Raw genomic sequence first — 14,583 nt, forward strand, 5'->3', positions numbered from 1 at the left:
CAGACTGATCTGTGTCGCGCGATTTTCTAACGCGGTAGCGGTGGGATTTGAACCCACGGTAGGGGGTTGCCCTACACAACATTTCGAGTGTTGCACCTTCGGCCGCTCGGACACGCTACCGCGGAATACTCTATTGTGAGCGCGGCATTCAAGTCAAACTAGGGCGATCAGGCACACATGCGCACCCTCACCTGCGAGTAGCGAAGAACTCCTCCAACACGTAAGCGGTTTCATCCGCCATGACCCCCGCATAGACCTGGGGCCGGTGAAGGGAACCCCGGTCACGTGGCAGATCCCACTGGGACCCACAGGCTCCCGCTTTATCGTCGAACGCCCCAAAAACAATCGCGTCTACCCGCGCACCTACGGCTGCACCTGCACACATTGCACACGGTTCAAGCGTGGCCACCAGGGTCGCGCCGTCCAACCGCCACCTTCCCAACCGGGAGGCGGCTGCGCGAAGAGCAACGACCTCGGCGTGGGCGGTGGGGTCCCCGTCAGCTTCACGGCGGTTTCTCCCCCGCCCTACAACTTCACCGTCCACCACAACGACCGCACCCACCGGAACATCGCCACTGGTGGCACATGCGCGGGCTTCATCGAGCGCGAGCTGCATCCACGCACGGTGATCAGACCGACTCTGCAGGGGGCTCACCTGAGTCTTAGCGGGTGGCCTCGAGAGCCTCAGCGAACCCCACGATTTCACCTACGTGCGCAACAATCCGAGCTGGATCGGCTGAGTGCTTTTCGCACTGGTCCAGCAGGTCGCTGGCACTGACCCCGAGGTCGTCGAAAATGTCGGAGTCGCCGCCCCACGTGGAGTCTTCGTCCGGGAACATGGCGGACTCAGCATCGTCATCGTCACTAGGCTCTTCGTAGTCGTCGTCGAAGTCGTCACCGTCTTCGAGTTCGTACTCGTCAAGAGGCGAGTCGAGGTAGTCCTCAAAGAGGTCTGCATATGGGCTGGCTTGGGCGGCATCGATGTCAGAAATAAACACTTTGATGGTGTCGACTTCGGTGAGGCGTACGAGGCCGAACCATTCGTCTTCGCGTTCGACGATCGCTACGACTTCGCAATCCTCACCCGCAACGGACCGGAGAGCGTCAGCCAGTTCGTCCAGGTCTGACCATTCTTCAACGTCGATATCTACAGGGCGGTATTCGTCACCGGTCTGAGCAACGGCGGCAGTGAAATATGACATACCTCAATTGTTACCCATGATCCGGCCGTGCGCACCCCCGCGCGTGACGCGAATTACGCAATGCATTTAAGGCATAATTTTTGACATGGAACTTCACGTTGCCGACCACCCTCTGATTGCCCACAAGCTCACCGTTCTACGTGACGAACGAACCGATTCGGCCCGTTTTCGTCAGCTCACCGACGAACTCGTCACCCTTCTTGCATATGAAGCCACCCGCAACATCCGTGTGACGGATAAGCACATCCGCACGCCTGTGAAGGAAACTGTGGGTGTTGAACTGGCCACCCCACGCCCTCTCGTGGTGCCGATCCTGCGTGCCGGGTTGGGAATGCTCGACGGCATGATGCGCATGATCCCTACTGCGGAAGTTGGGTTCTTGGGCATGGTGCGCAACGACGAAACCCTTGAAGTGACCACCTACGCCGAACGGCTGCCCAGCGACCTTAAGAACCGTCAGGTGTACGTTGTTGACCCCATGCTGGCCACCGGAAACACGCTGATCATGGCCATTGAGTACCTGTTGGAACGCGGGGTGTCCGAGGTGACCGCAGTGTGCCTGGTATCGGCACCTGAAGGGGTAAAGGCTGTCAGCGACCGCTTTGAGGGACGCGCCAACATTTCGGTTCACACGGCCGCTTACGACGAAGGCCTGAATGAAGACGCATACATCGTTCCCGGGCTGGGCGACGCGGGCGACCGCTTGTACGGCGTGGTGTAAACACCTGCACCCCTACCGCTAACGCACGTCAGGACGCGTTCCAGACCTACCCGTTGACACCTCGGCGTGTCACATAATGTCATAATTCTTCACATTGACGTCTTTTATGACATGGTGAATGAGCCCAGCCTCCTCGTATGAAGAACAATGACGATATGACACAGCAACGGAACGGTGGACCAATCCCCCAGCGTCGTCCCTCATCAGCAAGCGCCGCACACCCTCGTAGCGCGGTCGCGATGCGCCGCCAGGGGGCGCGTCTTGCACCGGTCGACGCCGAACAAGCACCCCGCACGTTCGGTCCCGCTGGCGTCACTCAAACCCCTCACGCTGCCCGTGGCATCGCCATTTACATTGGTCTGGACGAAGAAAAAGCCGCCCAGGACGGCACCAACCTCACCCAGATCGCACAGGCGCTACAGGACTACGCTAAGGAACTCGCCTCCCAGGCAGAGACCTCGGCGGTCATTGCCTTGGCTCCAGAAGGCCGAGGTCGTGACCTGGAAGCGGTCCGCGCCGCCTTGAGCGGTTCCCCAGCCGCAACCGGCGGAACAGCCGGTCAGCACGGGCCGCTTCGCACCCGCATCCCTTCGCGCATCCAACCCCCAGCGATGCGTGAGAACTTGGGCCTCCGAGTAGATATTCCTCGCCGTGAAATCTACGTGGATGGCGCCCCGCAGAAGATCACCGCTAAGGAGTTCGACCTGCTGGCGACGCTGGTGAGCCACCCCGGCGAATCCCTGTCCAGGGAACAGCTCATCGAGAAAGTGTGGGCTGGCCAAGACACCGACGAACGTACTGTTGACGTGCACATTCGCCGGCTCCGCAACCGTTTGGGGTCCTACTCTGGTGTGATCCGCACTCTCCGAGGTGTGGGATACAGGTTCGACGAGCACCCCGATGTTTCCGTGTGGCTCGCAACAGCAGTGAAATAAGCCTCAGGGCAATACAAGCACTGCGCGTTTGGCGCAGTGCTCAACCTTCATAAACCCTGCAAAAGTGCTTATAACCGCGGTCAGAGTATGGCCGTAAAGTTGAGAGGCAATGCGCAAAGGGACTTTTGTTTTTCTCATGGGGGCGGGGCTTACTGCCCTGCTTCTGCTACACCATTTGATTCCGACCACCCGCGGACTCGCTCTCATGGTGGAAAGCGTGCTCCCGTGGACGGGAGTCCTTGTTGTCTTTCTTTTGGTTCTGGGCCTCATCCGGTTCTCCGTGTGGTCCGTGATCGGTGTGGTCATTCCCGCGCTGGTGTGGGGATCAATGTTTGGCACGTATCTCAAGCCCGCCAGTGAACCCGACCACACCGATATTGTGGTCGCTACTCAAAACGTGGGCGCGCGCCTCCCGGAACCCTCAGCCACCGCGTTGAACATCATTGAGCGCAAACCTGACATTGTGACGCTCCAAGAGATCGAGTCCTTGTCTGGCAAGATCATTCGCGAACAGATGGATAAAAACTTTAAACACCACAAGGTGAGCGACACGGTGGGCCTGTGGTCCAAGTGGCCTATTAGCGACACCGAAGAAATCGATTTGGGCCTTTCCTGGCCACGCGCTTTTGCCGCTACTGTCGCAACTGACCACGGGGACGTGCGCGTGTATTCGGTTCACATGCCGTCAGTGCGCCCGGGCAGTGAGTCATTGCGTAACGCTGCTCTGCAAACGGTTGCGCAGAAAGTGTCGGAGGACCCGGCCCAGAGAGTTATTGTTGCCGGAGATTTCAACTCCACGAGCACTGACCGCTACTTTGCTGACCTCAACGATTCGCTCACGGATACTCGGCGCGCAACCGGCGGAGGTTTCGGTTTTACGTGGCCAGCCAAGTTCCCGGTGGCGCGCCTTGATCACATCATGGTCCGTGGCATGGAACCAGTGTCAGACACAGTGTTGCCACGCGGGACGTCTGATCACAGGGCAATCGTTGCGGGCATCAATCTGAACGAATAAAGCCCACCACCTAAAGCACTCATCACGCTAAGTAGCCGGTTGCCTACTTACCTGCCGCCGGCCACCCACTTACCTTATTTACCCGTCAGCATGGGGCATTTCCCTGACGGGAGGGGCCGTTCCGCGTGGCGCCCTTGGCGCAGAACTGATTCTATTTCGCCTATTGTCAACGCGTAACCTGTCTCTTTGTCGTTCAAGGACGTGGCAAAAACCATTCCTACAACTCGACCGTTCTTATCTAGCAAGGGACCGCCAGAGTTTCCTTGACGAATGATTGCGCGCAATGAGTAAACGTTTCGGGTGACTGATTCGTCGTCGTAAATGTCTGCGCCCCGTGCTCTCAGTGTTTCGCGTGTGCGCGCTGGTGAGATCGTGTAACCACCGTTACCGGGGAATCCAACGGCTACTGCGTCAGCACCTGCGTTGAGGTCGGCACCGGTATCCAAAGGTTTGACGGGCAGTCCCGGAACCCGCAGAACAGCGACGTCACGTTTTGGGTCAAACGCCACTAGCTCAGCGTCAAACACTTTCCCTTTTCCGTTGACCTGGACCGTGAGACTGGTCGAACCGGCAACGACGTGTGCGTTCGTAGCGACGTGTTCCGGCGCGAACACCCAACCCGTTCCAGACTGCAGGTTGTCACACACGGTCTCGTCAGTTCTCACTTTGACTACTGACCCACTGACGGACTTGCCCACCTCAACCATTTCAGGGTTTGGCTCGCCAATCCCCCGAATGCGTTCCGGTTGCCCCTTAAAAACAGTGGGAAACCCGTAATCCACAAGAGCCCTATCCAAGGTCCCCACAACCACGTTGGGGTCAGCGGGCATGATCCAGTCGGCGATCGCAACAATGCGCGACTCGGCAACAGCCCGGTTGAGTTGCACAAAAGGTGTTGTCCGAATCCACGTGGCAGCTAACCACACGCACAGCAAAAACGAGACGACACCAACAAACGCCCCTAGACCAGCGTCAATCCACTTCCCAGGGGTCTTGTGCAAAACCCGTCGGAGCCACGTCCCCAACCAGCCACCAAAACCGGCAACCACAAAACCCACAACCAGCGGAGCGAGAGGAACAACCCAGGCGGGAACAACCTCGGCGTTGGCATTTCCATTCACCCAGCCAACAACCGGACCGGCCAAAACCCGTCCCAGTGCAAACCCCGCAACGAACCCCACAAAAGAGGACAAGGACACGATCAGACCGCGTCTCCACCCTGCAAAGGCCGTGGAGATCCCCACGATTGCGAGGACCAGGTCAGGGACGGGCAATATCAGAAACCTCCAGGTTGCCCGGCAGCGTGCATGAGCGCCGAACGTTCCTGAGTGAACTGATCCAGCAAGTAACGTTCACGTTCCTGCTCGCCAGCCCCACCAACTCCGCCAACGATACGCATACGAGTGGTAGCCAAAGCGGTAGAGGTTTTGATCATCTTCTTCATGTGTTGCTTACCCGATGGGTACCGGCCTGCCCAACGCTTACCAGCGCGACGGCCCTTCCACGTGCCAAGCATTTCCACCTCGGCGTGGGTGAGCCAACCAGCGTTCGCGTAGTCACCCAAGTTGGCGCGTGTCTGCTTTGTTTCGTTGAACTGCAGGAAGATCGCCAGACCGAACCAGATCGAGGAAATCAGCAACGACGGAACGATGATCACCACGATCGCCGCGAGGAACGATGAGGGTCGCAAGAACGTGGCCAGACCATTCCACAGGGCGTGGAGGAACATTCCTGCGAGCAAGCCCGGAATCCACATGAGGAGAATCGACCACCACTGGCCACGACGGGCCGCCAAACCAATAGTCACACCTGCACACATGGTGAACGTGGAGTGCAGGAGTGGTGACAGCAAACAACGCACAATGAACGTCATGATGAGGGAGACCGCACCCACGCCGTACTGCGCACCGCTCATGTACGCGCTTGACAGGTACAAAATGTTTTCGGTGAATGCGAATCCGGCTCCAGCGAGTGAGCCGTACACCCATCCGTCCAGAGGCCCTTCGAAGTAGCGACGCGCAGCCAACGCGATAGCCACCAGGATCATACCCTTGGTGATCTCTTCGAAAATCGGCGCCATGACAACCGCACTAATCGCGCCACTTTCGTCGGTAACCCCGGCGCCTGCCATCAAAAACTCCAGCGGGAACCGGAAAATCAACGTCAGGATGACCGCGGCAACGCCACCCCATAGGATGCACAAGCCCATTGCGACTTTAGGTTGGGGTTTCCAGCGGTCAAACCACAACACCATACCGATGATGAGGAGAAGCGGGAAGAACGACAGAAACATCGCCACGAAAGTCACGAGACCCGACGACAGGGTCATGAACAAGAAAAGGATGGCGAAGCCCAGCAGCAGCAGGCCACCCAAAGCTAGAGCGATGACCAGGCGGACAATGTCGCCGGTGTCGCTGGGTTTCTGTGCAACGCTCGGGGTGACACTGATCGCCTGCGTGGTCCACGGAGCCTGAGCAGGTGCCCCCTGGTGGGTCTCAACGCGGTTTTGGATACGGAGAGCCTGCGTGTGTGAAGGTGCGAAGCGTCCTTCGTCGTATGTGCGTTGGTGTACCTGGTCCGAGGTGTGATCCTGGAACCCGTACTGGTAACCGCCGTACTGGTTGAAGTTGGCCGGCTGCTGTTGCTGCGCGCCGGGGCTGAACCGTTGGTGGTCGGCCTGCTGGCTAGCAGGTTGGGAGCCGTACTGCTGGTTGGCAGGCTGGGAGCCGTAGGGCTGTGCCCCTGGCTGACTACCGTACTGCTGGTTGGCAGGCTGTTGGCCTCCGAACGGCTGGCTACCGTACTGCTGGTTGCCAGGTTGAGAACCGTATGGCTGTGCGCCCGGTTGACTACCGAACTGGTTATTACCGTGGCCTTGGTTGCCCTGACCGTAAGGATCGTACTGGTTCGACATTCGCTTCCTTCACGTTGTTTGCTAAAACAAGCATAAGCGCTTTGGCCCTACACGCTTTTGCGCGAAAAGTAACAGGTCCGCTACTTCTCTCTCCACACGAACGCCGAGGTCGTAGCGATAGTCACTACGACCTCGGCGTGATCTGTAAGGAGTGCCTACAAATTAGTCGTTGTCAGGCGCCTGGATCTGCAGGGTACGGGCACTGTATTCCGACACTTCGTTGAGCAGGGTTTCGTCCTGGTGCAGCTTGCGGCCCAGCGATGGAATCATCTGCTTGAGCTTAGGCTCCCAGCCGGTGTACTGCTGTGGGAAGCAACGCTTGAGCAGTTCCACCATGATGGGGGTCGCGGTGGATGCACCTGGGGACGCGCCCAGAAGTGCGGCGAGTGAGCCGTCGGCAGCTGCCACGGTTTCGGTACCGAAGCCTAGGACGCCACCCTTCTTGGGGTCACGCTTCATCACCTGGACGCGCTGACCTGCCACCAGCATCTCCCAGTCGTCACGGTTGATGTCTGGGGTGAAGTCAGCGAGAGCTTCAAAGCGCCCCTTCTTGGTTTCAGCCAGCTGGGTCACCAAGTACTTGACGAGGTCGAAGTTGTCCTTGGCCACATTGAGCATGACCGGCAGGTTGTTGCCACGCACGCTGAATGGGAGGTCGAAGATCGATCCGCCCTTGAGGAACTTGGGGCTGAAGCCAGCGTAAGGACCGAACATGAGGTACTTCTTGCCGCCAACCACGCGAGCATCCAGGTGAGGAACCGACATGGGTGGGGCGCCAACGGAAGCCTGGCCGTACACCTTGGCGTGGTGACGTTCAACCAGGTCTGGGTTTGCGGTGCGCAGGAACAAACCGGAAACAGGGAATCCGCCGTAGCCGCGGGCTTCCGCGATGCCGGACTTCTGGAGCAGTGGAAGTGCCCCACCACCAGCACCAATGAAGACGAACTTGGCGTTAACGTCGAACGACTCTGCACCCGTGTGGTCGTGAACACTGACCTTCCAGCCGTCAGCCGTGCGGTTGAGGTCGGATACAGAGTGGCCGGTGCGGATCTGTGCGCCGCGCGTACCCATGTGGGTCAGAAGCTGGCGGGTGAGTGATCCGAAGTCAACGTCGGTGCCTTCCTTGATGCGGGAAAGGCCGTTGACCTGGCCCGGGCCACGGTTTTCAAACATGAGTGGAAGCCATTCGGCCTGTTCAGCAGGGTCGTCGGTGAATTCCATGTCCCGGAACAGCGGGTTCTTCACCAGGGTTTCACGGCGAGCGCGAATGTAGTCCCGGCCCTTTTCGCCGCGCCCGTAGGACACGTGTGGAACCGCGTTGATGAACGACGACGGGTTGGTCAGAACACCTTCGTCAACAAGGTACGACCAGAACTGGCGTGACACGTGGAACTGTTCATTAATGTTGACGGCTTTGGTGATGTCGATGTCACCGTTTGCCAGCTGTGGCGTGTAGTTGAGTTCGCACAGAGCAGCGTGACCGGTGCCTGCGTTGTTCCATGGGTCTGAGCTTTCGCGCGCAACGTAGTCGAGGCGTTCATAAACACGAATGGACCATTCGGGCTGGAGTTCGGCAAGCATTGTGCCCAAGGTGGCGCTCATGATGCCACCGCCGATCAGCACAACGTCGACGTTTTCTTTCGTGTAGGACATGTTTACCCTTCTCAAGCCTGGTGACCCTTTATATAGGGCTTGCTTCCTCTACAAACTCTACTCCTTTCATGCCATGGGCTAAACACCGGCTCCCGTCCAGGGGTTCCGCCACGCTTCTTGATGTGTTTAGACTGCAAGAACAGGCAGTTCACTCTGCACCGCTACGTGGAAGGACGTCAGTCATGGCAGATCATGGACAGTTCGTACTCAACGCTCACACTCGGTTGTTTCATCAGCACGACACCTCAGTTTTAGACACGGATTTCACGGACGATTTCGTCGAACACTCACCGCTTGTGGCCGGTGACCGCGCGGGCCTGAAGAAGCTGGTGGAAGACGCCGGTGAGGGACTGAAATACGAAAACTCGCGCGTCATTTCAGACGGCGACTTGGTTGCTTTGCACGGCAAGTTCACGGGACTCGATGACGATGTTCTGGTGGGCTTCGACATTTACCGGGTGAAAGACGGCAAGATCACTGAACACTGGGACAGCCTGGTTCCTGAAGCTGCCCCCAACGAATCGGGACGTACACAGCTGGACGGCCCAACCGACCCAGATACGTCAGCTGACACTGAGGCGAACCGCGCCCTGGTGGTCGAGTTCTTCGAAAAGACCCTGGTGGGCGGTGACTACTCTGGCTTTGAGTCGTACAGCAAGGACGGGCGCTTCGACCAGCACAGCCCCGACATCGCCGACGGCATCCCAGCCGTCATCGACTTTTTGGAGAAGCTCCGCGACGCTGGCGAAGGTTTGGAGTACCAGAAGATCCACCGCACGGTAGCTCAGGGCGACTTCGTGCTCACGCACTCTGAAGGCAGCATCGCCGGAACCCGCCACGCGTACTGCGAACTGTGGCGCGTTGAAGACGGCGCGATCGTCGAACTGTGGGACGCAATCAGCGAGGTCCCTGCAGACGACCAAGCTGTTCACAACCACGGGGTTTTCTAACCCAGTCCCACGCAAACTAAGACGGGCCCGAGGTCGGAGCAACGACCTCGGGCCCGTTCTTTTATGCGCGGTGTTGGTTGGGGCGGCTGGAAGCCGGTGCGCTGTTAGGCGCCTTCTTCGCCAACCCAGTACAGGCGCTTGTTGACGAATTCGTCCATTCCAACGGGTCCCAGTTCACGGCCGTAACCGGAGCGCTTCACACCACCGAATGGGATGCTTTCGCCTTCCGCGGCGTGGGTGTTGATCTTGGCCATACCAACTTCGAGCTGCGAGCCGACTTTCTCTGCTCGTTCCTTATCCTGCGAGAACACGGAACCACCAAGGCCGAACTGCGAGTCGTTAGCGAGTTCGAGCGCCTCTTCGTCGCTGGACACCTTGTAGACCACGGCGATTGGGCCAAAGAACTCTTCGTAGTACACGTCGGAGCCGCGTGGGATGTCGGTGACGACAGCGGGGCTGATGTACGCGCCCTTGTCGGAGAGTTCACCGCCCACGCGAATGTTTCCGCCGGCCTTCTTGACGTCTTCCAGCTGTCCGGCCAAGCGCTCAGCGGCTGAGCGTGAGGACAGAGGTTGGAACACGGTTTCATCGTCCGAGGTGTAACTGCCCGGGGTCATCTTGGAGGCGAGCGCTTCGAGTTCGGCGACGAATTCGTCGTAGATGTCGTCCATGACGATCATGCGCTTGTTCGAGTCGCAGGCCTGTCCGGTGTTGTACATGCGGGTAGCCCACGCGTTGGCGGCTGCTTCCTTGACGTTGTCGGTGTCGAGGATGATGTATGGGTCGGAGCCTCCGAGTTCCAGGACGGCCTTCTTGAGTGCCTTACCGGCCTGTTCAGCGATGATGGCGCCAGCGCGTTCCGAACCGGTGAGCGAAACACCTGCGACACGGTTATCAGCGATCACGGTGGAAATCTGGTCGTGGGTTGCGTACAGGGTTTGGTACACGCCCTTTGGCACGCCGGCGTCGTCCATGATCTGCTGGATGGCGGCGGCTGACTTGGGGCAGATTTCAGCGTGCTTGAGCAGAATGGTGTTACCCAGCACCAGGTTAGGTCCAGCGAAGCGGGCGACCTGGTAGTACGGGAAGTTCCACGGCATGATGCCCAGGATCGTTCCGATTGGGCGACGTTCTAGAACAGCGTGTGCGCCGTCGACTTCGAGGTCAAGGTCGCCGGTGAGCTTTTCTCCGTTGGTGGCGAAGTAGCCGAAGATGGCGGAGCAGAATTCGGCTTCTTCAGCGCCTTCGGCCTTCCGCTTGCCCATTTCTTGGCCGATGATGTCGGCGAGTTCGTCTTTTCGCTCGTCGAACAGGGCGGCGACTTTAGCCACGATGTCAGCTCGTTCTGACATGGGGCGCGCCGACCATTCTTTGTACGCGTCATGCGCGAGGGCGAGAGCTTCTTCAATCTGTGCGTCGGTTGCGTTGTCGAAGGTTTCAACAACGTCACTGGTTTCGGGGTTTTCTACGCGGTAACCGTTGGTCATCACATCTCCTTGAAGGTTGACTCGCATGTACGGTCAGACTAACACCGCTGGTCACGCATGTGGAGGGGGTGAGTCTTGGTTCTGAGGCTTCTTTGAGTGGGGTGGATGGGCGCGACTGCGGCCACTGAGTCCGCTATCGAGCCCACAGACGGGCATACGCCTGCGACGAATTCAGCAGATCCTCATGCGCCCCCGCAGCCACGACACGTCCGCCATCGAGCATGACGACCTGATCGGCAGCGACCACTGTGTGCTCTTGATGCGCAATCACCAGCACGGTCGCCGACCCAGCTAGTTCGCGCAGTGCCTCCTGCACAGCCACGGCGGCGGACGCGTCGAGCGATGAGGTCGCCTCATCCAACAGCAACACCGGCGCCCGTTTCAACACGGCGCGGGCCACCGACACGCGCTGCCGCTCGCCGCCCGAGAGCAGTCTGCCGCCCTCACCGACACGGGTCGCCCAACCCTGAGGCAAGCGATCGACGATCTCGTCGACCCGCGCCAGCTTCGCAGCGGCGTCCACCTCGGCATCCGTGGCTTCGGGACAGCCAAGCAGCACGTTCGCACGCAGGGTGTCGTCGAGGAGGTAGACATCCTGGAACACCAACGACATCGCCCCAAGGACATCGGCGCTGGCCATGTCGCGAACATCCACGCTGTCGAGCCGCACGGCTCCCGCGTCCACGTCATGGAAACGGGCGATCAGGCGAGTGAGTGTGGTCTTGCCCGACCCGGATGGCCCGACGATGGCCGTGACCGATCCCGGCGCGACAGTCAGGTCGAGACCGTCGAGCACCGCAACATCCCCGTAGCCGAAGCGCACCGCGTCGACCGCGATCTCTGGCGGACGTGTCGGCGCTACGACCGGCTGGGCGGGTTCAGGCAGCCCCGGCTCGTCGAGCAGATCGACTACCTGGTCGAGTTCGCGATCCATGCGCCGCAGCGCCGTACCGAGTTCGGAGAGTGTGCGGAGCGGCCCAATCACCTGGGTGACGATCAGGATGAGACCGACCATCATAACCGGATCCGCGCCACCGAGCCCGCGCCACACCGCCACGGTGACCACGGCACCGAAAACCACCTGCACCACGACGCTCTGCACGATCATTGACGCGGCGGAGGCCAGCTGGGCCGCTACACCGAGGCGACGTTGCCGGTCGAGTGATGATGCGAGGGGAGCATAGCCAGAACCCGCGACTCGCGCTCCGCGCAACGCCGTTTGGTGCTTGGCCAGGTCGAGCAACGCGGCGTCGGTGCGGTGTTCGGCAATGGCGAGTCGGGCGTCAGCCCGGGCACTCCATGAGCGAGCCAGCATGGTCGAGGCGTACACCAGCGGAACCCCGACGGCGAGAGCGAGCCCCAGCCTCCAGTCAAAGAAGAAGGTCACAATCACGAGGGTCAACGGGGTCACCACGTAGCCGAGCAACGGGGCGAGCACGTCAGTGATCGCGGTGGCGACGAACATTGTTCCGCGGACCGCGAGTCGTGAGGCGGACGCCGCGGACCCGCCACCGAACCACCCCATCGGCAGACGCATGAGCTGCCGGGCCAGTTGGTGATGCATCGATGACATCAGCGCCATGGTCAGATCGACGCTCCCGCGCGTGACCCGCACGGTGAGCAGGGCATGGACGCCGGCACCGACCACTAGCGCGATCAACCACCAGAGCGCCACACCGACGGTCCCCCGGACCAGGTGGACCAGAACCGGGATCAGACAGGCCAGCGCCAGACCCTGGGCGACTCCTGCCGCCACAGCCATGGCTGCGAAACGCCGAAGTGTGGAGCGACCTTCCTGACCAGCGATCTGTTCGATCTGCGCAATCATCGTGCACCTCCCGAAACGACAGCCTGGTCGTGCCACAGTTCGGCGTAGCGACCACCGGCGGCGAGCAGGGATTTGTGGTGGCCCTGTTCGACGATCCGCCCGTGATCGAGGACGACGATTTGGTCGGCGTGGGCGATCGTTCCCAGGCGGTGGGCGATCATGATGACCGTGCGTCCACGCGTCAGTTCGGCGAGGGCCTGTCCGATCGCAGCCTCGTTCTCGGGGTCGACCGCGGAGGTGGCCTCGTCTAGTACGAGCACTTGGGGGTCGGCGAGAATAGCGCGCGCGATGGCCACGCGCTGGATCTCGCCGCCGGAGAGCCGCGCGTCTTCTCCGACGACGCTGTCGTAGCCACGGGGCAGTTCGCGGATTCGCGCGTCGATCGCCGCTTGGGAGGCCGCGTACTGGATATCCTCGTCGGTCGCTCCCGGACGCCCGAGGGCGATGTTGTCGCGAATGCTCATGGCGGGCAGGCTCGGGCTTTGCAACAGGACGCCGACATGTTGATGGAGCACGTGCGGGTCGATGTCGCGCACGTCGACGTCGCCGATCCGAATCGCACCGGCGTCTACGTCACGGAAGCGGGCGATGAGGGACGCGAGGGTCGACTTGCCCGAACCAGAGGCCCCGACCAGCGCGGTGACCGAGCCTTCTCGTGCTGTGAACGACACGCCGTGCAACACCGGCTGGTCGGGCGCGTAGCCGAAGGTGACATCCTCGATCGTGACATCGGACCCGGCGGGTTCGCGAGGCTGCCCGGCCACGGGGAGTTCGGGCTCGTCGAGGAGGGCGATGAGTCGCCCGGCGGCTTCTTGCCCGTCGTTGACGTGTTGTTGCCCGGCTCCGACCGTGAGCAACGTGGCAGGCAGTGAGAGCGCGATCATGGTGACCACAACGACGTCGGCGACCTCGCTCCACCCGGCGGCGACCATGGCAGCACCGGGAGCGACGATGGTCAGCGCGACGACCGGCAGCCCCAGGGCCGTAAGCGCGATTGCGTGGGCACGCATCTGGGGCGTGACGAGCGTGCGGAACTCCGAGGTGAAGTCGTCGGACGCCCTGGTGAAGCGCGCCGAGCCGGTCTCCCCCGCCCCGAACACGCGTAGCACCGCGATGCCGTCGACAAACTCGATCACTGCGGCCGAGACCTCGGAGAGCGACTCAGCGATCCGGGACATGACCGTGCGCATGTCTCCGGGCGCGAGCACCGAGAACAGGACCATGTAGGCCACCGGGCCGATAAAGCAGCACAGTCCGAGCCGCCAGTCGATGGTCAAGGCGACGATCACTCCGACCGCCGGAGTCAGAGCCGCTGCGGTGATCTCGACCAACGCGTGGGCGACGAGGTGGTGGAGGGTCGCAACATCGTCTTGGACGATGCGTCGGACACGTCCGGAGGAGCTCTGATCGAACCATCCCAGCGGAAGTCGGCTCAGCTTGTCGGCCAGTTGCATGCGCAAACCGGCCTGTACTCGCAGGTCGACCAGATGGGTGATGAGCAACGCCAGAGATCCCAAGCTGAGTGCGCCGCCGAGTCCGCCGATGAACCACCACACCGCTGGCCATACAGCGTCCGTACCGCGGGTAAGTCCATCGACGATCCGGACCAGCGCCAGCAACGGAATGGCACTGGCCAGACTGCTGAGCACCTGCAGCAAAAGGGCGACAGCGATGGGTGCGGCCACTGGTCGGAGGATACGCCAAGACGGGTTCCCCGCGTTCGCGTTGTCCACCGTCTGCCGACTCGGCGACTCGTTCGCCACTGTGGTACTTTCGTCAGTCACGCGCGGCACTGTCCAGCTCCTAAACAAATAGCCGTCGTCCTCAACTTAGGTTACCCTAACACGCCCACCTCCACCCCGATGGCCACAGCGGCCC

The 14,583-nt window shown here is 60.7% G+C and carries 12 protein-coding genes and 1 tRNA gene; 4 read left to right on the top strand and 9 right to left on the bottom strand.

Annotated features, from left to right (window positions below; all coding sequences use genetic code 11):
* Window positions 1-32: 32 nt before the first annotated feature.
* From QP868_RS09630 to QP868_RS09640, 3 genes are all read right to left on the bottom strand, one after another.
* Window positions 33-120, bottom strand: a tRNA-Ser gene (locus QP868_RS09630).
* Between the two features lie 67 nt (window positions 121-187).
* The gene (gene tadA, locus QP868_RS09635; RefSeq protein ID WP_284926384.1) at window positions 188-646 is read right to left on the bottom strand and encodes a tRNA adenosine(34) deaminase TadA; all 459 of its coding nucleotides are present in this window, start codon (window positions 644-646) and stop codon (window positions 188-190) included.
* A gap of 16 nt (window positions 647-662) precedes the next feature.
* Window positions 663-1,202 (bottom strand): tRNA adenosine deaminase-associated protein, encoded by a 540-nt coding sequence (locus QP868_RS09640; RefSeq protein WP_284926347.1) that lies wholly within the window; start codon window positions 1,200-1,202, stop codon window positions 663-665.
* Window positions 1,203-1,287: 85 nt separating this feature from the next.
* On the opposite strand from QP868_RS09640, the gene upp reads away from it, so the two are divergent.
* The 3 genes from upp (at window position 1,288) to QP868_RS09655 (ending at window position 3,873) form a co-directional block, all read left to right on the top strand.
* Window positions 1,288-1,923: a uracil phosphoribosyltransferase gene (gene upp, locus QP868_RS09645; RefSeq protein WP_102239588.1), complete on the top strand. Its 636-nt coding sequence runs from the start codon at window positions 1,288-1,290 to the stop codon at window positions 1,921-1,923.
* Between the two features lie 137 nt (window positions 1,924-2,060).
* The gene (locus tag QP868_RS09650; RefSeq protein WP_284926348.1) at window positions 2,061-2,858 is read left to right on the top strand and encodes a winged helix-turn-helix domain-containing protein; all 798 of its coding nucleotides are present in this window, start codon (window positions 2,061-2,063) and stop codon (window positions 2,856-2,858) included.
* 109 nt (window positions 2,859-2,967) lie between these two features.
* Window positions 2,968-3,873 (top strand): endonuclease/exonuclease/phosphatase family protein, encoded by a 906-nt coding sequence (locus QP868_RS09655; protein ID WP_284926349.1) that lies wholly within the window; start codon window positions 2,968-2,970, stop codon window positions 3,871-3,873.
* A gap of 74 nt (window positions 3,874-3,947) precedes the next feature.
* Here QP868_RS09655 and QP868_RS09660 read toward each other — a convergent pair whose 3' ends face one another.
* The 3 genes from QP868_RS09660 to QP868_RS09670 form a co-directional block, all read right to left on the bottom strand.
* Window positions 3,948-5,147: a MarP family serine protease gene (locus tag QP868_RS09660; protein WP_284926350.1), complete on the bottom strand. Its 1,200-nt coding sequence runs from the start codon at window positions 5,145-5,147 to the stop codon at window positions 3,948-3,950.
* 2 nt (window positions 5,148-5,149) lie between these two features.
* Window positions 5,150-6,787, bottom strand: a complete 1,638-nt coding sequence (locus tag QP868_RS09665; protein WP_284926351.1) for a PrsW family glutamic-type intramembrane protease — start codon at window positions 6,785-6,787, stop codon at window positions 5,150-5,152.
* Window positions 6,788-6,949: 162 nt separating this feature from the next.
* Window positions 6,950-8,440: a malate:quinone oxidoreductase gene (locus QP868_RS09670; RefSeq protein ID WP_284926352.1), complete on the bottom strand. Its 1,491-nt coding sequence runs from the start codon at window positions 8,438-8,440 to the stop codon at window positions 6,950-6,952.
* A 182-nt stretch (window positions 8,441-8,622) separates the two neighbouring features.
* Here QP868_RS09670 and QP868_RS09675 point away from each other — a divergent pair, with 182 nt between their 5' ends.
* Entirely contained in the window at window positions 8,623-9,390 is a 768-nt protein-coding gene (locus tag QP868_RS09675) for a nuclear transport factor 2 family protein (RefSeq protein ID WP_284926353.1), read from the top strand.
* Window positions 9,391-9,494: 104 nt separating this feature from the next.
* On the opposite strand, the gene QP868_RS09680 is transcribed toward QP868_RS09675, so the two are convergent.
* The 3 genes from QP868_RS09680 to QP868_RS09690 all read right to left on the bottom strand — a co-directional run bounded on the left by QP868_RS09680 (window position 9,495) and on the right by QP868_RS09690 (window position 14,390).
* Window positions 9,495-10,877 carry an NAD-dependent succinate-semialdehyde dehydrogenase gene (locus tag QP868_RS09680; protein ID WP_284926354.1) on the bottom strand — a complete coding sequence of 461 codons (1,383 nt, stop codon included), beginning with the start codon at window positions 10,875-10,877 and terminating at the stop codon, window positions 9,495-9,497.
* Between the two features lie 133 nt (window positions 10,878-11,010).
* A complete protein-coding gene (locus QP868_RS09685) occupies window positions 11,011-12,705 on the bottom strand; it encodes an ABC transporter ATP-binding protein (protein WP_284926355.1) in 1,695 nt (564 codons plus the stop codon).
* Complete coding sequence (locus QP868_RS09690; protein WP_284926356.1) at window positions 12,702-14,390, bottom strand: ABC transporter ATP-binding protein; 1,689 nt, start codon at window positions 14,388-14,390, stop codon at window positions 12,702-12,704. The genes QP868_RS09685 and QP868_RS09690 overlap by 4 nt, the downstream gene beginning before the upstream one ends.
* Window positions 14,391-14,583 lie beyond the last annotated feature (193 nt).

Origin of the sequence: Brevibacterium sp. UMB1308A (assembly GCF_030230605.1) — a bacterium.
Taxonomy (GTDB): Bacteria; Actinomycetota; Actinomycetes; order Actinomycetales; family Brevibacteriaceae; genus Brevibacterium.